The sequence below is a fragment of the Streptomyces uncialis genome, from assembly GCF_036250755.1.
Classification (GTDB): domain Bacteria; phylum Actinomycetota; class Actinomycetes; order Streptomycetales; family Streptomycetaceae; genus Streptomyces; species Streptomyces uncialis.
Genome location: NZ_CP109583.1, coordinates 5,416,408 through 5,436,016, shown reverse-complemented (window position 1 = coordinate 5,436,016; position 19,609 = coordinate 5,416,408). Strand labels below are relative to the sequence as shown.

Sequence of the window (19,609 nt, the reverse complement as noted above, 5' to 3'; positions counted from 1 at the left end):
TCAGGCCAGCAGTCCCGGCAGCTCCCGCATCTCCGCGAAGGTCCCCGTGACGTCCCCGAGCCGCTCGGCGGGCGTCATCGCGGTGAACCCGTAGACGTCCATCCCGGCCGCCACCGCCGCCCGCACCCCCAGCGGACTGTCCTCGACCACGACGCACCGCGCGGGAGCGACCCCCATCCGGGCTGCGGCGTGCAGGAACAGATCAGGCGCGGGCTTGCCCTGGCCCACATCCTCCGCGCTGAAGATCCGCGCGTCGTCGAACCACCGCCCGAGCCCCGCCGTACGGTGCCCCACCCTGATCCGCTGATGGCTCCCGGACGACGCGACACAGTACGGGACCCCCTCCGCCGACAGCTCCGCCAGTACGTCGACCGCCCCGGTCACCGGCTTCAGCTCCCGCTCGAACGCGGCGAAGACCCGGGCATGCAGCTCGTCGTCGAAGTCCTCGGGCAACCGCCGGCCGGTGCGTTCCCCGACGAGGTCGTGCACCCGGTGCACCGCGGCCCCCATGTAGTCCCGCAGGGAGTCCTCGTACGTGGTCGGATGCCCGAGTTCGGTGAGATACCCGGCGAGGATGCCGTTGGAGATCGGCTCACTGTCCACCAGGACACCGTCATTGTCGAAGATCACGAGGTCGTAGCGCATACGACGACCCTAGACGGCCCGGAATTACCCGGGAACGCAAAGAAGGCCGTGGTCTTCAAGAGAAACAAGTTCTCTTGAAGACCACGGCCTTCATATAAAGTTAGTTCGGCGGTGTCCTACTCTCCCACAGGGTCCCCCCTGCAGTACCATCGGCGCTGTAAGGCTTAGCTTCCGGGTTCGGAATGTAACCGGGCGTTTCCCTCACGCTATGACCACCGAAACACTACGAAACACACCCCGCACACCCCCACCGGCCCACACAACCCAAGAATTGGGTCGGGGCAGAGGGGTGTTGGTTGTTCGTGGTTTCAGAACCAACACAGTGGACGCGAGCAACTGAGGACAAGCCCTCGGCCTATTAGTACCAGTCAACTCCACCGGTCACCCGGCTTCCATATCTGGCCTATCAACCCAGTCGTCTACTGGGAGCCTTACCCCATCAAGTGGGTGGGAGTCCTCATCTCGAAGCAGGCTTCCCGCTTAGATGCTTTCAGCGGTTATCCCTCCCGAACGTAGCCAACCAGCCATGCCCTTGGCAGGACAACTGGCACACCAGAGGTTCGTCCGTCCCGGTCCTCTCGTACTAGGGACAGCCCTTCTCAAGACTCCTGCGCGCGCAGCGGATAGGGACCGAACTGTCTCACGACGTTCTAAACCCAGCTCGCGTACCGCTTTAATGGGCGAACAGCCCAACCCTTGGGACCGACTCCAGCCCCAGGATGCGACGAGCCGACATCGAGGTGCCAAACCATCCCGTCGATATGGACTCTTGGGGAAGATCAGCCTGTTATCCCCGGGGTACCTTTTATCCGTTGAGCGACGGCGCTTCCACAAGCCACCGCCGGATCACTAGTCCCGACTTTCGTCCCTGCTCGACCCGTCGGTCTCACAGTCAAGCTCCCTTGTGCACTTACACTCAACACCTGATTACCAACCAGGCTGAGGGAACCTTTGGGCGCCTCCGTTACTCTTTAGGAGGCAACCGCCCCAGTTAAACTACCCATCAGACACTGTCCCTGATCCGGATCACGGACCCAGGTTAGACATCCAGCACGACCAGAGTGGTATTTCAACAGCGACTCCACAACCACTGGCGTGGCCGCTTCAAAGTCTCCCACCTATCCTACACAAGCCGAACCGAACACCAATATCAAACTATAGTAAAGGTCCCGGGGTCTTTCCGTCCTGCTGCGCGAAACGAGCATCTTTACTCGTAGTGCAATTTCACCGGGCCTATGGTTGAGACAGTCGAGAAGTCGTTACGCCATTCGTGCAGGTCGGAACTTACCCGACAAGGAATTTCGCTACCTTAGGATGGTTATAGTTACCACCGCCGTTTACTGGCGCTTAAGTTCTCAGCCTCGCCCACCCGAAAGTGAGCTAACCGGTCCCCTTAACGTTCCAGCACCGGGCAGGCGTCAGTCCGTATACATCGCCTTACGGCTTCGCACGGACCTGTGTTTTTAGTAAACAGTCGCTTCTCGCTGGTCTCTGCGGCCACCCCCAGCTCAAGCAGCAAGTGCTATCACCAGAAATGGCCCCCTTCTCCCGAAGTTACGGGGGCATTTTGCCGAGTTCCTTAACCATAGTTCACCCGAACGCCTCGGTATTCTCTACCTGACCACCTGAGTCGGTTTAGGGTACGGGCCGCCATGAAACTCGCTAGAGGCTTTTCTCGACAGCATAGGATCATCCACTTCACCACAATCGGCTCGGCATCAGGTCTCAGCCTTGATGAGTGGCGGATTTACCTGCCACTCGGCCTACACCCTTACCCCGGGACAACCACCGCCCGGGATGGACTACCTTCCTGCGTCACCCCATCACTCACCTACTACAAGTCCGGGTCACCGGCTCCACCACTTTCCTTTCCCCGAAGGGTCCGGAACGGCTTCACGGGCTTAGCATCGCCTGATTCGATGTTTGACGCTTCACAGCGGGTACCGGAATATCAACCGGTTATCCATCGACTACGCCTGTCGGCCTCGCCTTAGGTCCCGACTTACCCTGGGCAGATCAGCTTGACCCAGGAACCCTTAGTCAATCGGCGCACACGTTTCCCACGTGTGTATCGCTACTCATGCCTGCATTCTCACTCGTGAACCGTCCACCACTGCCTTACGGCGCGGCTTCACCCGGCACACGACGCTCCCCTACCCATCACAGCGGGCGTTGGCCCTCATGCTGCAATGACACGACTTCGGCGGTACGCTTGAGCCCCGCTACATTGTCGGCGCGGAATCACTAGACCAGTGAGCTATTACGCACTCTTTCAAGGGTGGCTGCTTCTAAGCCAACCTCCTGGTTGTCTGTGCGACTCCACATCCTTTCCCACTTAGCGTACGCTTAGGGGCCTTAGTCGATGCTCTGGGCTGTTTCCCTCTCGACCATGGAGCTTATCCCCCACAGTCTCACTGCCGCGCTCTCACTTACCGGCATTCGGAGTTTGGCTAAGGTCAGTAACCCGGTAGGGCCCATCGCCTATCCAGTGCTCTACCTCCGGCAAGAAACACACGACGCTGCACCTAAATGCATTTCGGGGAGAACCAGCTATCACGGAGTTTGATTGGCCTTTCACCCCTAACCACAGGTCATCCCCCAGGTTTTCAACCCTGGTGGGTTCGGTCCTCCACGACCTCTTACAGCCGCTTCAACCTGCCCATGGCTAGATCACTCCGCTTCGGGTCTTGAGCGCGCTACTATATCGCCCTGTTCGGACTCGCTTTCGCTACGGCTTCCCCACACGGGTTAACCTCGCAACACACCGCAAACTCGCAGGCTCATTCTTCAAAAGGCACGCAGTCACGACATGCAAGCAAGCTTGCATGCGACGCTCCCACGGCTTGTAGGCACACGGTTTCAGGTACTATTTCACTCCCCTCCCGGGGTACTTTTCACCATTCCCTCACGGTACTATCCGCTATCGGTCACCAGGGAATATTTAGGCTTAGCGGGTGGTCCCGCCAGATTCACACGGGATTTCTCGGGCCCCGTGCTACTTGGGTGTCTCTTCCAACGAGCCGTTGACGTTTCAGCTACGGGGGTCTTACCCTCTACGCCGGGCCTTTCGCATGCCCTTCGCCTACACCAACGGTTTATAACTCGCCGACCGGCCGGCAGACCGATCCAAAGAGATCCCACAACCCCCTGCATGCAACCCCTGCCGGGTCTCACACATACAGGGTTTAGCCTCATCCGGTTTCGCTCGCCACTACTCCCGGAATCACGGTTGTTTTCTCTTCCTGCGGGTACTGAGATGTTTCACTTCCCCGCGTTCCCTCCACATGCCCTATGTGTTCAGGCATGGGTGACAGCCCATGACGACTGCCGGGTTTCCCCATTCGGAAACCCCCGGATCAAAGCCTGGTTGACGGCTCCCCGGGGACTATCGTGGCCTCCCACGTCCTTCATCGGTTCCTGGTACCAAGGCATCCACCGTGCGCCCTTAAAAACTTGGCCACAGATGCTCGCGTCCACTGTGCAGTTCTCAAACAACGACCAACCACCCGTCACAGCCCGCCGAAGCAGACTTTCACCGGGGCCGGCAACCGAAGACACCAACCGCGAACGGCCGTGCCCTCAGACACCCAACAGCGCGCCCGACCCGACCCCGCCCGGAGATCATGCTTTCCACGCCCCGAAGGACAGTACTTGCAAGCCTCCGACCCGGAAACCGGACCGAATAGTCAACGTTCCACCCATGAGCAACCAGCACCGGACATTCGCCGATGAACTGGCCTCTGGACCACCAGGCAAGCCTGGCAGCCGAGAAGTGCTCCTTAGAAAGGAGGTGATCCAGCCGCACCTTCCGGTACGGCTACCTTGTTACGACTTCGTCCTAATCGCCAGTCCCACCTTCGACAGCTCCCTCCCCACAAGGGGGTTGGGCCACCGGCTTCGGGTGTTACCGACTTTCATGACGTGACGGGCGGTGTGTACAAGGCCCGGGAACGTATTCACCGCAGCAATGCTGATCTGCGATTACTAGCGACTCCGACTTCATGGGGTCGAGTTGCAGACCCCAATCCGAACTGAGACCGGCTTTTTGAGATTCGCTCCACCTCGCGGTATCGCAGCTCATTGTACCGGCCATTGTAGCACGTGTGCAGCCCAAGACATAAGGGGCATGATGACTTGACGTCGTCCCCACCTTCCTCCGAGTTGACCCCGGCGGTCTCCCGTGAGTCCCCAACCGGCCGAAACCGTTGCTGGCAACACGGGACAAGGGTTGCGCTCGTTGCGGGACTTAACCCAACATCTCACGACACGAGCTGACGACAGCCATGCACCACCTGTACACCGACCACAAGGGGGGCATCATCTCTGATGCTTTCCGGTGTATGTCAAGCCTTGGTAAGGTTCTTCGCGTTGCGTCGAATTAAGCCACATGCTCCGCCGCTTGTGCGGGCCCCCGTCAATTCCTTTGAGTTTTAGCCTTGCGGCCGTACTCCCCAGGCGGGGCACTTAATGCGTTAGCTGCGGCACGGACAACGTGGAATGTTGCCCACACCTAGTGCCCACCGTTTACGGCGTGGACTACCAGGGTATCTAATCCTGTTCGCTCCCCACGCTTTCGCTCCTCAGCGTCAGTATCGGCCCAGAGATCCGCCTTCGCCACCGGTGTTCCTCCTGATATCTGCGCATTTCACCGCTACACCAGGAATTCCGATCTCCCCTACCGAACTCTAGCCTGCCCGTATCGCCTGCAGACCCGGGGTTAAGCCCCGGGCTTTCACAATCGACGTGACAAGCCGCCTACGAGCTCTTTACGCCCAATAATTCCGGACAACGCTCGCGCCCTACGTATTACCGCGGCTGCTGGCACGTAGTTAGCCGGCGCTTCTTCTGCAGGTACCGTCACTTTCGCTTCTTCCCTGCTGAAAGAGGTTTACAACCCGAAGGCCGTCATCCCTCACGCGGCGTCGCTGCATCAGGCTTTCGCCCATTGTGCAATATTCCCCACTGCTGCCTCCCGTAGGAGTCTGGGCCGTGTCTCAGTCCCAGTGTGGCCGGTCGCCCTCTCAGGCCGGCTACCCGTCGTCGCCTTGGTGAGCCACTACCTCACCAACAAGCTGATAGGCCGCGGGCTCATCCTGCACCGCCGGAGCTTTCCACCCACCCCCATGCGAGGGCAGGTCGTATCCGGTATTAGACCCCGTTTCCAGGGCTTGTCCCAGAGTGCAGGGCAGATTGCCCACGTGTTACTCACCCGTTCGCCACTAATCCCCACCGAAGTGGTTCATCGTTCGACTTGCATGTGTTAAGCACGCCGCCAGCGTTCGTCCTGAGCCAGGATCAAACTCTCCGTGAATGTGTACCCGTAATCGGGTCAACCACCACGGGAGCGGAACAAGCCGGGAGGAATAGTCCCGAACTCGTCCACAGCATCCTCGCTGTGTTGTATTTCAAAGGAACCTCGCCCTCACCGGAACAAGTCCGGCAAGGAACGGGGTAATCAACATATCTGGCGTTGACTTTTGGCACGCTGTTGAGTTCTCAAGGAACGGACGCTTCCTTCGTACTCACCCCAGCCATTCGGCTCAGGCTTTCCTCCGGGCGCTTCCCTTCGGTGTTCCCGACTCTATCAGACCGTTTCCGTATCCGATTTCCTCGGTGCTTTCCGGGAAAACCGCTTCCGCGCTTTTCCTTTCCGGCGGTTCCGACTCTATCAGATCCTTTCGGGCCTGATCCCCGGTCAGCGGGGTTTGTCTTTCCGGCTGTTGGGCCGTTCCGACGAGTGAGACTTTAGCGGAATCCCGGCCTCCCCGCTAATCGGGGGTGGTCGCCCGCGTTCTTATCGAACGCGGATTCCTCATTCTGCAAAAACACGCGCAAAGGAGCAGATGACGAGTCATCGCTTCTTGGTGAGTTGGTGCGGAATGACTGTCCGGGGACCGACCGTGGGTCGGCGCTCACGTCGGACAGCTCGGAGAACATTACGTATCGCGCGGAAGAGTGTCAACTCCGGGTCAGGAGGCCTTGGCGTGGCTACGCTGTCGGGCATGAAGCATGCGTCCACGCACCAGTGGTGGCCCGCCTGACGGCGGCCGGCTCACGCATGCACTCGACGGCCGCCGCAATCCGGCGGCCGTTCTGCGTCCCTCCTGGGGACCCGGAGCCCGGCCGACGGGCAGCGGGGGTCCTGACCAGGAGGTGGAGAGATGGCAAGGGTATTCAGCGGGGTCAAGCCGACCGGGCATCTGACGCTCGGCAACTATCTGGGGGCCGTCCGGCGGTGGGCCGCGGTGGACCAGTACCGGGCGGACTCCTTGTTCTGTGTGGTCGATCTGCACGCGCTCACCGTCGATCACGATCCGGGACGGGTGCGGCGGCTGACCCGGCAGGCGGCGACGCTGCTGCTGGCGGCCGGCCTCGATCCGGAGCGGTGCACGGTGTTCGTCCAGAGTCAGGTGGACGAACACGCCCGGCTCTCGTATCTGCTGGAGTGCGTCGCGAACGACGGGGAGATGCGGCGGATGATCCAGTACAAGGAGAAGGCCGCCCTGGAACGTGAGCGCGGCGGGAGCGTACGGCTGTCGCTGCTGACGTATCCGGTGCTGATGGCGGCCGACATCCTGGCGTACGGGACCGACGTGGTTCCCGTGGGCGACGACCAGGCGCAGCACGTCGAGCTGACGCGGGATCTCGCGGTGCGGTTCAACCAGCGGTACGGGCACACGTTCGTGGTGCCGCGGGCCGCGCATCCGGAGGTGGCGGCGCGGGTCATGGATCTTCAGGACCCGACGTCGAAGATGGGGAAGTCCCACGGCGGCGGGGCCGGCATCGTCTATCTGCTGGACGACCCGGACGTGGTGCGGAAGAAGATCATGCGAGCCGTGACGGACAGCGGGGACGAGGTCGTCCACGATCCCGAGGCGAAGCCGGGGGTCTCGAATCTGCTGGAGATCCTCGCCGCGTGCGAGGCGCAGAAGTCGGGTGCCGGGACCGGGAACCCGGAGGCCCTCAGCGGTGTACATAAAACGTACGGCTCGTTGAAGAAGGAGACCGCCGAGGCCGTGGTGGAGCTGCTGAGGCCCGTGCAGCAGCGGCACAGCGAGCTGGCGCGTGATCCCGGATATGTGGAGGAGGTGTTGCGCCGGGGTGCGGAGAAGGCGAGGGCGATGGCCCGTCCTACGGTCGACGCGGCCTACCGGGCGATCGGTCTGCTTCCGCCTGTCTGAAGGCCGCGCGGTAGGCGCGGGGGCTGGTGGCGAGGCGTGAGGAGAAGTGCTGGCGCATCGTGACCTCGCTGCCGAACCCCGCGCGGTGGGCGATGTCGGGCATGGGGAGGTCGGTGCGTTCGAGGAGCCTCTGGGCGGCGGCGAGGCGCTGGTCGAGGAGCCAGCGCAGCGGGGTGGTGCCGGTGGCGGCGGTGAAGTGCCGGGTGAAGGAGCGGGGTGACATCCCGGCCCGGTCGGCCAGGTCGGCGACGGTGAAGGACTGGTCGAGGTGGCGCAGCGCGTGTTCCCGTACGGCGGCGAGGGCGTCGGCGTCCCGGTCGGCCAGGGGTGTGGGGTGCTCGATGAACTGGGCCTGGGTCCCGGTGCGGAAGGGGGCGGTGACCATCGACCGGGCGATGGTGGCGGCGGCTTCCGCGCCGTGGCTCCGGCGGACCAGGTGCAGACAGAGGTCGATACCGGCAGCCGTGCCGGCCGAGGTCCAGATGTTGTCGTCCTCGATGAAGAGGGCGTCGGGGTGGACACCGACGAGGGGGTGGTGGGCGCGGAGGAGGTCGACCAGGTTCCAGTGGGTGACCGCGCGGCGGCCGTCGAGGAGTCCCGCCTGCGCGAGGGTGAAGGCGCCTCCGCAGAGGGCGGCGATGGGGGTACCGCGTGCGTGGGCGTCGCGGAGCGCGGCGAGGACGGGGGGTGGTGCGGGGGTGAGGTGGTCGTCGAGGCCGGGGACGACGACCAGGTCGGCGCGGTGCAGCCAGCTCAGGGTGCGGTCGGGGGTGAGGGCGAGGGAGCCGCGCATCGGGACGGGTGCGGAGTCGGGGGCGACCCGGCGCAGTTCGAAGGCGGGTGCGTTCCGGTCGGTGCGGTCGGTTCCCCAGACCTCGGTGATCACGGCGACGTCGAAGGCCCGGATACCCGGGAAGGCGAGCAGGGCCACGCGGTGCGGTGGGGTGGCCGGAGTGCTTGGGCTGCTCGGGGTGGTGGAGCAGGAGGTGGGGTGCGGGGGTGTCGCTTGGTGCGGGGGCGTCCCGGGGGGTTGGTGCTGAGGGGTCCGGTGCTGGGGGGTCCGGTGCTCGTCCACCGTGGCAGTAAACCATCGATCGCTGTCTTCCCACCCTCTGGGGCGGGGTGGTTGCGGGCGGCAGCATCGGAGGTATGGAGATTGCGGAGAACGCGGCACTGCTGGTGATCGACGTCCAGAAGGCGTTCGAGGACCTGGACTTCTGGGGGCCTCGGAACAATCCGGCGGCCGACAGCCATATCGCCGCACTGATCGATGCCTGGCAGGCGACGGCACGGCCGGTGGTGTGGACGCGGCACGACTCGGTTCAGCCGGGGTCGCCGCTGCGGAAGGGGGACGAGGGGAATGACTTCAAGGGGTACGTGGAGGAACGACGGGGGAAGGGGGCCGCGGCGGAGCTGCTGGTGACGAAGACCGTGAACTCGGCCTTCTACGGGTCGCCGGACCTGGACGCCTGGCTGCGGGCCTCGGGAGTGGGGCAGCTGGTGGTCACCGGTATCCAGACGAACATGTGCGCGGAGACGACAGCGCGGATGGGCGGCAACCTCGGGTACGACGTGCTGTTCGTGCTGGAAGCGACGCACACGTTCGATCTGGAGGGGCCGTTCGGCTGGCGACTGCCGGCGGACGAGTTGGCGCGGGCCACCGCGGTGTCCTTGCACGGCGGTGGGTTCGCCCAGGTGGTGCGGACGGCTGAGGTGCTCGATGCGGTGGGGGTCAGCGCTGGGCCGGAGGGTGCTGGGTTGGAGGGTGCTGGGCGCTGAGAAGGGCTTCCGCTGTGGGGGTCCGGTAGTAGAGGACGGAGCGGCCCGCGCGGCGGCGTTCGACGAGGTGGGCGTCGTGAAGGATCTTCAGGTGCCGGCCGATGGTGCCCAGGGCCTGGCCGGTGAGGGCGACGAGGTGGGTGGTGCTCTTGGGGGTGTCCAGCAAGGTCAGGACGGTGGCGCGCACGGGGCCGAGGAGCCGGGTCAGGGCTTCGGGGGCGAGCGGCGGGGTGACGGGGTGCGGCGGGGCGGGGCGGGTGTCCCTGGCTGGGGGGCCCGGACGGCGGGAGGGTGAGTGGGGTGGCGGGAGGGGCGCGGGTACCGGGGTGGGGCGAGGGGCGAGGGCGAGGGTGAGGGCGCCGGTGCAGGGATAGGTGATGGCGTGGGTGCGGGCGTTCCAGGATGCCCAGCCGTGCTGGGGGGTCACGGGGACGAAGAAGAGCTGGGTGCCGGTGAGGTCGCGGGGTGGGTACTCGTCGACGTTGACCTGGAGGCGGCCTTCGCCGAGCCAGCGCACTCCTGGGCGCATGCCGTCGAGGGCGGCGGCCCATCCGCCGCGGGTGAGGTGCTGGAGGCGGGCGATGACGTCGGCTTCGAGGATGCGGCGACGTCGGGGCCAGGTGGGCAGGACGGTTTCGGTCCAGACCCAGTGGAGGAGGTCGGCGGTGCGTTCCGGTAGGTCGGAACGGTCGAGCAGGGCGGGCAGGGGGCCGGCGAGGGAGCGGGTGAGGTGGGCGCGGGCCATGGCGGGGGGTGTGGAGCGGACGAGGGACAGTTCGGTTTCGAGGACGGGGGTGGCGTCGTCGGTGGGGGTGAGATCACCGGTGGGGGTGGGCGTGAGGTAGTCGGCGAGCCAGAAGCGGCCGAGGGCGGCGCGGATCAGCTGGGCGGTGGTGGGGTCGGCGGCGAGGCGTTCGCGGTAGGCGGGGCGGTGGAGGTTGAGCCAGTGCTGGTCGCCGGGGTGGGCCGGTTCACCGCGTTCGAGGCTCATGACGGCGGCGACGGTCTCACTGAGCGGGGAGAGAGTGAAACGGCCGGCGGCGAGGGTGTCCGCGTCGACGTGCCACCAGCCCATGTACCTTCTCCTGTCCTGTTCTGAACCGTTCCGACCTACTTCGCCTTGTTGCGTCTTGTTCCGTCTTGTTCCGCCTCGTCTTCTGTTCTGCGTTGGTCGGTGCGTTGGTCGGTGTTGCCTCTTTGGGGGATCGCGGGGTGGCGCCGGGCCGGGCTGGGTTTCGCGTGGGGGCGAAAGACTAAGGGGTTCAGGGGTGGGGTGTTGAGACTCCGAGGATGCGTACTTACCGGGAGTTGTTCGGGGCGCCTGAGTTCACGCCGCTGTTCTTGAGCAGTTCGTTGCATGTGGCGGCGTCGACGGTCAGCGGGCTGGCGCTGGGGGTGCTGGTCTACGGGGCGACGGGGTCGCCGTTGCTCGCGGCGCTCAGCATGTTCGGGCAGGCGCTGGCCCAGGTCGTGGGGGCGACGGTACTGATGTCGGCGGCGGACCGGGTGCCGCCGAGGGCGGCGCTCGTGGGGCTGGCGGCGCTGTTCGCGGTGGGGACGGCGGTGCAGGCCGTGCCGGGGATGCCGGTGTGGGCGCTGTTCGTGGTCCTGTTCGTGATGGGCGCGGCGGCGTCGCTCGGGGGCGGGGTGCGGTACGGGCTGCTCAACGAGATCCTCGCGCGGGAGGGGTATCTGCTGGGGCGGTCGGTGATGAACATGGCCACGGGACTGATGCAGGTGGCCGGGTTCGCGGTGGGCGGGGTGCTGATCACACTGATGTCGCCGCGGGGGGCGCTGCTGCTGGGGGCGGGGCTGTATCTGGGTTCGGCGGTCATCACCCGGTTCGGGCTGACCGAGCGGGCGCCGAGGGTGGCGGGACGGGCTTCGGTCACGGAGACATGGCGTACGAACCGGCTGCTGTGGTCGTCGCGGCCACGGCGGTACACGTATCTCGCGCTGTGGGTGCCGAACGGCCTGGTCGTCGGGTGCGAGGCGTTGTTCGTGCCGTACGACCCCGAGCGGGCGGGGCTGTTGTTCGCGTTCGCGGCGCTGGGGATGTTCATCGGGGACACGGTGGCGGGGCGGTTCCTGCCGCCGCGGTGGCGGGCGCGGCTCGACGCGCCGTTGCGGTTGCTGTTGGCGGTGCCGTACGTGGTGTTCCTGTTCGGTCCGCCGACGGCGCTGGCGGCGGTGGCGGTGACGCTGGCCTCGGTGGGGTTCGCGTCGACGTTGCTGTTGCAGGAGCGGTTGATGGCGCTCACCCCGGAGGAGTTGAGCGGGCAGGCACTCGGGCTGCACGGCGCGGGGATGATGACGGCGCAGGGGCTGGCCGCCGGGCTCGCGGGCGCGGTCGCGCAGTGGACCTCGCCGTCGGTGGCGATAGGGGTGATGGCCGCGATGTCGGTGGCTGTGACGGTGGCCCTGGCCCCGGGGCTGCGGGGCCCGGTGGACGCGGAGCCCTCCTGGAGCGTGGCCGGTGGGGCGGGAGATGCCCGGGAGGCCGGTTCCGTGGGTGGGGACGGCAGCGGTACCGGGGGTGCGGATTCCGGTGGGCGGAACGGCCCGCAGCGGGGTGGTGCGGTGTCCGGGGGGCGGGAGGACGCGGGGAAGTCCGCCGGTGGAGGTGGGAGTGGGGGTGCGGGTGAAGCTGCTGACGGCTGAGGTCTCGGGGTTCCCCGGCTGAGGTCCGGGGGTGGGGTGGCTCGGGGTGGGGTCCGGGGGTGGTGGTTGGCTGGGGGGATGAGTGAGGTGCTGCCGAAAGGCTTCGAGTTGTCCGAGGATGTCGCGCGGGTCGATCGCGCAGAGGTGCATCGCTGGTTGTCGCAGGACTCGTACTGGGCGCGCGGGCGCTCACGGGAGAAGCAGGATCAGGCGATCGACGGGTCGCTGAACTTCGGTGTGTACAAGGAAGGTTCCGGGGCGCAGGTCGCGTACGCGCGGGTGGTGACCGACCGGGCGACCTTCGCGTGGTTGTGCGATGTGTACGTAGCACCGGCGGCGCGCGGCGCGGGAGTGGGTACGGCGCTGACGGCGGCTGTCCGTGACCGTCTGGCGGCGTACGGGCTGCGCCGGATCCTGCTCGCGACGGCCGACGCCCATGAGGTGTACGCCCGGGTGGGGTTCGCCCCGATGAAGAACGTGGAGAAGTGGATGGTGCTGGGGGAGCAATGAGGCGGGCCTGGCCGGGTGTCCGGGGGGAATTGCCGGGTGCCTGAGGGGAATTGCCGGGCGCGGGTAGCGGGGCGCGGGTTGCCGGGGCCGCCAAGCGAGCCCGGGGGCCGGTGACGGGGCCGGGTCACGGGTCACGGCTGGCGTACGGCCGGGCGGGGCCGGTACGGCCGGGCGGGGCCGGTACGGCCGGGCGGGGCCGGTACGGCCGGGCCGGAATTGCCGGGCGGGTGCGGGGGCGCCGTTGCCCGGCCGCCTTGTGGGCGGCTTGCGGGGCGGGTTCCCGGCGGGTGGCGGTGGGCCTTGGGCGCCGGGGCGGACGGGCGGGCGGGCGACGGGCGGGGGTGGTGGCCGGTCGACGGGCCCGGGGCCTGGTGGGCGGGACGGGGGTGGGTTCAGGTGCTGGTGCCGGAGGCGAGTTCACGGCTGCGGTCGCGAGCCGCTTCGAGGGCGGCGATCAGGGCGGCCCGGACACCGTGGTTCTCCAGTTCGCGGATCGCGTTGATCGTCGTACCGGCGGGTGAGGTGACGTTCTCGCGGAGCTTGACGGGGTGTTCGCCGCTGTCGCGGAGCATCACGGCGGCGCCGATCGCGGCCTGCACGATGAGTTCGTGGGCCTTGTCGCGGGGCAGGCCCAGCAGGATGCCCGCGTCGGTCATCGCCTCGACCAGGTAGTAGAAGTACGCCGGGCCGGAGCCGGACAGCGCGGTGGCCGCGTCCTGCTGGGACTCGGGGACCCGGAGGGTCTTGCCGACGGCGCCGAAGATCTCCTCCGCGTGGGCGAGGTGCTGGGCGCTGGCGTGGGTGCCGGCGGAGATCACAGACATCGCCTCGTCCACGAGGGCGGGGGTGTTCGTCATGACGCGGACGACGGGGGTGCCCTCGGGAAGCCGTTCCTCCAGGAACGTGGTGGGGATACCCGCGGCGCCGCTGATGACCAGACGGCCGGCGGGGATATGGGGGGCCAGTTCGTCGAGCAGCGCGCCCATGTCCTGGGGCTTGACCGTCAGGATCAGGGTGTCGGCCTGCTTGGCGGCCTCCTGGTTGGTGACGGGGACGACACCGTGGCGGACCCGGAGTTCCTCCGCGCGTTCCGGGCGGCGGGCCGTGATGAAGAGGTCGGCCGGGGGCCAGCCCGACCGGATGACTCCGCTGAGCAGTGCCTCGCCGATCTTTCCGGTGCCGAGGACTGCGACTTTCTGGGGCATGACGTGCGGCCTTCCGCGGGACGGTTGTTGCCGCTCATCCTTTCAGAGGGGGTACGCGGGGCTCGTCGTCCGCTCGGCGCGGGTGCGCGGAGCGCGTACGCCGTGGCCTTTCCGGGGTGCTCGCTCTGCCGGTCCGGTCGGGGTGCGGGGGCGGTGGCTCCGGGTGCGGGGGCGATGGCTCCCGGTGCGGGCGGTGTCAACGAGTCCGGCCTGCGCCACCGGGTCCGGTCTGTGCCACCGGGTGCGGGCGGTGTCACTGGGTGCGGCCTGTGTCACCGGGTGCGGCGTCTGAGGGTGGCGGCGCCGAGGGTGAGGACCAGCAGCGCGCAGCCCGCGACGACACCGGCGTCCCGGACGAAGTCGGCGGTGACGTCCGGGTGGATCATGATCTGGTTCATACCGTCCACCGCGTACGACATGGGCAGGACGTTCGAGACGGCCTCCAGGACGGGTTGCATGCTGGAGCGCGCGGCGAACAGTCCGCACAGCAGGAGTTGCGGGAAGATCACCGCCGGCATGAACTGGACGGCCTGGAACTCCGAGGCCGCGAACGCCGAGACGAACAGGCCGAGCGCGGTGCCCAGCAGGGCGTCGAGGAGTGCGACGAGCAGCAGGAGCCAGGCGGAACCGTTGATGTCCAGGCCCAGGCCCCACAGCGCGAGGGCGGTCGCGAGGACGGACTGGACGACGGCGAGGGCGCCGAAGGCGAGGGCGTAGCCCGCGATGATGTCGGCCTTGCCCAGCGGCATCGCGAGGAGGCGTTCGAGGGTGCCGGAGGTGCGTTCGCGGAGGGTCGCGATCGAGGTGACCAGGAACATCGTGATCAGCGGGAAGATGCCGAGCAGTGAGGCGCCGATGGAGTCGAAGGTGCGGGGGGCACCGTCGAAGACGTAGCGCAGCAGGAAGAGCATCACGCAGGGGACCAGCAGCAGCAGGGCGAGTGATCTGCGGTCGTGGCTGAGCTGGCGCAGCACGCGGGTGGCCGTGGCCAGGGTCCGTGCGGTGTTCATGGGGCCTCCTTCGAACCGGTCGGTCGGGGTCAGGTGGCGGGGGTTCCGGCCGGGGCCGCCCGGGTCACGAGGGTGAGGAAGGCGTCCTCGACGGTGTCGGTGGCGGTGCGGGTGCGCAGTGCCTCGGGGGTGTCGTCGGCGAGGAGTTCGCCGTCGCGCATCAGCAGGAGCCGGTGGCAGCGTTCCGCCTCGTCCATGACATGGGAGGAGACGAGGATCGTGACCTGGCGCTCGGCCGCCAGCTGGTGGAAGAGCTTCCACAGTTCGCGGCGGAGCACGGGGTCGAGGCCGACGGTCGGTTCGTCGAGGACGAGCAGTTCGGGGGTGCCGAGCAGGGCCACCGCGAGGGAGACCCGGCTGCGCTGGCCGCCGGAGAGGTTCCCCGCGAGAGCGTCGGCGTGGGAGGTCAGGGCGACATCTGTGAGGGCGCGTTCGACGTGGTGGCGTCGGCGGTCGGCCGCCGGGCGGCCCGGGTCGAGGACGGTGGCGAAGTAGTCGAGGTTCTGGCGGACGGTCAGGTCGTCGTAGACGGAGGGCGCCTGGGTGACGTAGCCGACGCGTGAGCGCAGCGACCGGGTGCCGGCCGGGTGGCCGAGGACGTCGAGTGTGCCGGTGACCTTGGCCTGGGTGCCGACGACCGCCCGTATCAAGGTCGACTTCCCACAGCCCGAGGGGCCCAGCAGACCAGTGATCCGGCCCCGGGGAATCGTGAACGTGAGGCCCTTCAGGACGGTGCGCGGACCCCGTACGACGGTGAGGCCGGCCGCGTCGACCGCCGGGCCGAGGGGGCCGGGCGGATGCTCCCGAGTTTTATTCATCATGTGATGAATACTCCTCCTGGCGGTGCCGCCCGTCAAGGCGGACGGAACGGAACGGCGCAGGGGTACGGCAGCTACCCCGGGCCGCGTTTCGCGGGGTTGCCCGTGCGGCGCGCGACCCGGCGTACGTACTGGGCGCGCTCCTCCTCGTACCGGGCGCGGAGCCGTTTCTCGCCGGGCGCCTCGGCGAGGGAACGCAGGAAGTAGGCCAGCAGCGTGCCGAGGAAACCGAGGGCCATCGTGGCGCGGGCCGGGGGTGTGGCGCCGGGGTCGGGGCCGCCGCGGAAGCCCGTCCAGGTACGGCGGAACGCGAGCGCCGAACAGAGCGCGAACGTGCCCAGGACCAGGAGGTTCACATACGGGCCGACCTGACCGGCGGCGAGGCCCTGGTGGGCGAAGCGCAGCACCAGGCATCCGCCGAACGCGGCGGTGAGGGAGCCGGTCGCCACTCCCGCGCGGCGCAGCGCGTAATGACCGTCGTGCCGCACCCAGGTCGTACCGAAGAACCGCAGGGGGGCGGGCCGGGGCCCCGTCACCGGGGTGGGGGGTTCGCTCACCGGCCGATTGTCGCCCCGGGGTGGGCGCGGCGGGCGCGTACGGGGGCGGGTCGCCGGTACGGGCGCCCGGATGGCTGAGCGGGGACCCGGTGGGACGGTTCCGGTCGCAAGCAGGGGGAGGGTCGGGCGGGAGGGCCGAGGCGGCGGGGACGGCGGGCGCGGTGGCCGGGGTGCCGGTGGAGGGATGCCGGTGGAGGGGTGGTTCCCGGCCGGGGGTGGGGCGGTTCCCGGTCGGGGCCAGTGGGACACCTGTTCCGGGTGGGGGCGCTTGAGTCACCGGGAGCACTTCCGCACCGTCCCGCGCCGCCTACTGGCCGGTATGCCGGACCGATCACCTCTTGGGCGGCTTCCGCCCACCCGCGTTCCCCCGGCGAACCGCTAGTTTGTTCACCGAGGCGGGATCTCTTGACCGTGGAACGGGTGGGGTGGGGAGTTGTGCAGCTTCGGGGCGGGGACCCTGAACAGATCGGTGGCTACCCCCTGGAGGCGCGCCTCGGTTCCGGCGGCATGGGAACCGTGTTCCTGGCGCGTACCGAATCCGGCCGTCCCGTCGCGATCAAGCTGATCCACAAGCAGTTCGCGGACGACGAGGAATTCCGTATCCGGTTCCGGCAGGAGGTGTCCGCCGCGCGCCGGGTGAGCGGGGTGTTCACCGCCGCCGTCGTCGACGCCGACCCCGAGGGCGCGCACCCCTGGATGGCCACCGCGTACATCCCCGGGCCGACCCTCGCCCAGCGCATCAGCGACGGCGGTTCGCTGCACGGCGCCGAACTGCGCAGACTCGCCATCGGGCTGGCGGAGGCGCTGCGTGAGATCCATCGCGCGGGCGTCATCCACCGTGATCTGAAGCCGTCGAACGTCGTCCTGTCCCCCGACGGCCCCCGGGTCATCGACTTCGGCATCTCCCGGGCGGCCACGGGCCATCAGACGCTCACGATGACGGGCCGGGTCATCGGTACGCCGCCGTTCATGTCGCCCGAGCAGTTGCAGTCGCCGCGTACGGTCGGGCCGGAGTCCGACGTGTTCTCGCTGGCGACCCTGCTCGTGTACGCGTCGACCGGGCAGGGGCCGTTCGACGCGGACAGCCCGTACATGACGGCGTACCAGGTCGTGCACGAGGACCCCGTACTCGGCGCGATGCCCGCAGTGCTGCGGGATGTCGTCGAGCCGTGCCTCGCGAAGGAGCGCAAGGGGCGGCCGTCCGCGCACGAACTGCTGGTCGCGCTGCGCGCGCTGCCCGAGGACCTGGGCCCCGCGTCCGCGCCGATGTCCGAACTCGCGACCCTGCCGGGCACCGGACACCCGACCACGGACACCACCCCCGACAGCACGCCTGACGGCCCGTCCGACGGCCCGCACGACAGCCCGCACGGGGGCGGGTACGCGGACGCGGGCGGTACCGGGTTCGGGGACGGGGCTGGGTTCGGGGACGGGGGCGCCCTCTGGGAGTTGTCATCCGAGGACTTCGGTTCCGGTTCCGGTTCCGGTTCCGGTTCCGGTTCCGGTTCCGCCGACGGTGGCGCTCCCGGGTCCGGGTCCGGTGGGTCCGGTGCTGTTTCCGATGACGACGACGGCGACGACGGCGACGGCGACCGTGACGCCCCCGTCCCCGCCCCCGGCACCCGTTCCGACGGCGACCGTTCGGACGCCGACCCGGCGACCGGCGCCGGCACCGCCTCCCACGGCTCCCGCTCCCCCACCACCCGCACCCGCTCCCGTACCCGTACCCGCCGGGCCCTCCTCGTCGCCGCGGTCGCCGCGTCGGCCGTCGCGCTGATCACCACCGGGGTCGCCCTGCTGGGGCCCGACGGGGAAACCGGGACGGGCGGGACCGCGGGCACCACCCGGCAGACCCAGGACAGCCGGGTGGTCGCCGGGGGCGGGGCGGCGCTCCCCGCCGGGTTCGCCCCCTGGCGGAAGAACGTCCGCGGGGAACGTTCCTTCGCCGACGAACTGCGCTGTGTCGCCCGTGCCGAGACCCTGTTCTGCGGGGGCGGCGGGGTCCTCGCGAGCCGGGTGCGGGCCGCCGACGGCGAGGTGGAGTGGCGCCGTACGTACCCCGGGGTCCCCGTACAGGGGCTGCATCTCGTCGGGGTGAGCGGTGGTTCGGGGCCGGACCTCGCGGGCGGCACCGTCATCGGTTACCACATCCCGGCGGAGGGCACCGAGCGCGTCGAGGTCGTCGCGCTGGACGCCGTCAGCGGGAAGGAACGGTGGCGGACCCGGGTCGGCACCAAGGCGACGTATCTGCTGCGGGAACCGCGGTTCGCGGTGCTGTCGGGGTCGACCGTACTGACCGTGGACGCCGGTTCCACCCGGATCGAGGCCCGATCCGCGCGCAACGGCCGGCTGCTCTGGGAGACCCCCTTCCCCGCGGGCTCCTGGTGCGCCCCGTTCCTCGCGAACCGGGCCGCGTACGCGATGTGCGCACCGGCCGCGCAGGCCGCCACCGGCCGGACCGGCGACGCGGAGTTCCGGGTCCTCGACATCAAGAAGGGCACGCTCGGTGCCCCGGCCGCCGCCGACGGGCGGCTGCGGCCGGTGGGCGCGCGGGACGGGCGGCTGCTGCTCCTGCGGGAGACGACCGACCCGGCGGGTGACGGCTTCGCGGAGGTGGTGCGCCTCGACGTGGCCTCGGGCCGCCGGGACTCGGCCGACCTCGACGCCGGGTACCCGGGGACCGCGCCGGGACTCGCGGGCGGCACGCTCTACTTCACGTCCCCGACCGGCGCCGTCAGCGCGGTCGACCCGGTGTCCGGCAAGGAGAAGTGGACCGAGCGGACCGAGTCCGAGTGGGCGTCGGTGCCGCTCGCGGTGGACGGCGTGCTGTACCTCGGATCGCCGACGGGCCGGGTGACGGCGCTCGACGCGCGGAACGGACACCATCTGTGGACGACCCCGGCGCACGCGAGCAGCCCCGGCGGGTTCATGGGCTCCGGCTCCCGGCTGACGCTCGTGGGCCGGGTCCTGGTCGCGGCGGCCGGTGACAACGCGCTGTCCGCGTTCGACGTGGCGGAGCCGCCGCGCGGTGAGTGACCGCGCGGCGGCTCGGGTGCGATGCGGGGCGGGTGCGATCCGGCTGGAGTACGGGCGGCCGGGGTGCGGGGCCGACGGCCCGTTCGTCGCGGGACGGGGTGTACGGCGCCCGGGAAGACGTACGGCTCGGCGTGCTTCCGGCCCCGCTCCGACAGGGCCGGCGCTCACGTCGGACGGCGGCTCGGCCAGGGCGACCGCTCAGCCGGG

12 protein-coding genes and 3 rRNA genes are annotated in these 19,609 nt (G+C 68.4%); 5 read left to right on the top strand and 10 right to left on the bottom strand.

All coding sequences use genetic code 11. The annotated features are described in order from the left end of the window. From OG711_RS22530 to OG711_RS22515, 4 genes are all read right to left on the bottom strand, one after another. Positions 1 to 645, bottom strand: a complete 645-nt coding sequence (locus tag OG711_RS22530; protein ID WP_329560193.1) for an HAD family hydrolase — start codon at positions 643 to 645, stop codon at positions 1 to 3. A 103-nt stretch (positions 646 to 748) separates the two neighbouring features. Beyond that, a 5S ribosomal RNA gene (gene rrf, locus OG711_RS22525) occupies positions 749 to 865 on the bottom strand. Positions 866 to 983: 118 nt separating this feature from the next. Next, positions 984 to 4,104, bottom strand: a 23S ribosomal RNA gene (locus tag OG711_RS22520). Between the two features lie 324 nt (positions 4,105 to 4,428). Then, positions 4,429 to 5,956: ribosomal RNA gene (locus OG711_RS22515) — 16S ribosomal RNA — on the bottom strand. Together the 16S, 23S and 5S rRNA genes form the textbook arrangement of a ribosomal RNA operon. A gap of 850 nt (positions 5,957 to 6,806) precedes the next feature. Here OG711_RS22515 and trpS point away from each other — a divergent pair. Then, the gene (gene trpS / locus OG711_RS22510) at positions 6,807 to 7,826 is read left to right on the top strand and encodes a tryptophan--tRNA ligase (RefSeq protein ID WP_329560192.1); all 1,020 of its coding nucleotides are present in this window, start codon (positions 6,807 to 6,809) and stop codon (positions 7,824 to 7,826) included. Here the strand turns inward: trpS and OG711_RS22505 are convergent. After that, the gene (locus OG711_RS22505) at positions 7,777 to 8,757 is read right to left on the bottom strand and encodes a GlxA family transcriptional regulator (RefSeq protein WP_329560191.1); all 981 of its coding nucleotides are present in this window, start codon (positions 8,755 to 8,757) and stop codon (positions 7,777 to 7,779) included. The genes trpS and OG711_RS22505 overlap by 50 nt on opposite strands. Positions 8,758 to 8,975: 218 nt before the next feature. Here OG711_RS22505 and OG711_RS22500 point away from each other — a divergent pair, with 218 nt between their 5' ends. Then, on the top strand, positions 8,976 to 9,605 hold the full coding sequence (locus tag OG711_RS22500; RefSeq protein WP_329560190.1) for a cysteine hydrolase family protein: 630 nt from the start codon (positions 8,976 to 8,978) through the stop codon (positions 9,603 to 9,605). On the opposite strand, the gene OG711_RS22495 is transcribed toward OG711_RS22500, so the two are convergent. Then, positions 9,559 to 10,680 carry an ArsR/SmtB family transcription factor gene (locus OG711_RS22495; RefSeq protein WP_329560189.1) on the bottom strand — a complete coding sequence of 374 codons (1,122 nt, stop codon included), beginning with the start codon at positions 10,678 to 10,680 and terminating at the stop codon, positions 9,559 to 9,561. The two genes, OG711_RS22500 and OG711_RS22495, sit on opposite strands and share 47 nt — an antisense overlap. A 215-nt stretch (positions 10,681 to 10,895) precedes the next feature. On the opposite strand from OG711_RS22495, the gene OG711_RS22490 reads away from it, so the two are divergent. Further along, on the top strand, positions 10,896 to 12,266 hold the full coding sequence (locus tag OG711_RS22490) for an MFS transporter (RefSeq protein ID WP_329560188.1): 1,371 nt from the start codon (positions 10,896 to 10,898) through the stop codon (positions 12,264 to 12,266). 78 nt (positions 12,267 to 12,344) lie between these two features. Then, positions 12,345 to 12,776, top strand: coding sequence for a GNAT family N-acetyltransferase (locus OG711_RS22485; RefSeq protein WP_329560187.1), 432 nt, complete (start codon positions 12,345 to 12,347; stop codon positions 12,774 to 12,776). A 392-nt stretch (positions 12,777 to 13,168) separates the two neighbouring features. Here OG711_RS22485 and proC read toward each other — a convergent pair whose 3' ends face one another. The 4 genes from proC to OG711_RS22465 form a co-directional block, all read right to left on the bottom strand. Then, positions 13,169 to 13,981, bottom strand: a complete 813-nt coding sequence (gene proC, locus OG711_RS22480; RefSeq protein ID WP_073795173.1) for a pyrroline-5-carboxylate reductase — start codon at positions 13,979 to 13,981, stop codon at positions 13,169 to 13,171. A gap of 272 nt (positions 13,982 to 14,253) precedes the next feature. Next, entirely contained in the window at positions 14,254 to 14,991 is a 738-nt protein-coding gene (locus tag OG711_RS22475; RefSeq protein ID WP_329560186.1) for an ABC transporter permease, read from the bottom strand. 29 nt (positions 14,992 to 15,020) lie between these two features. Continuing rightward, a complete protein-coding gene (locus OG711_RS22470) occupies positions 15,021 to 15,812 on the bottom strand; it encodes an ABC transporter ATP-binding protein (protein WP_329560185.1) in 792 nt (263 codons plus the stop codon). A gap of 71 nt (positions 15,813 to 15,883) precedes the next feature. After that, positions 15,884 to 16,366 (bottom strand): EamA/RhaT family transporter, encoded by a 483-nt coding sequence (locus OG711_RS22465; RefSeq protein ID WP_266516898.1) that lies wholly within the window; start codon positions 16,364 to 16,366, stop codon positions 15,884 to 15,886. 435 nt (positions 16,367 to 16,801) lie between these two features. On the opposite strand from OG711_RS22465, the gene OG711_RS22460 reads away from it, so the two are divergent. Then, entirely contained in the window at positions 16,802 to 19,402 is a 2,601-nt protein-coding gene (locus tag OG711_RS22460) for a protein kinase domain-containing protein (RefSeq protein WP_329560184.1), read from the top strand. Positions 19,403 to 19,609: the final 207 nt, after the last annotated feature.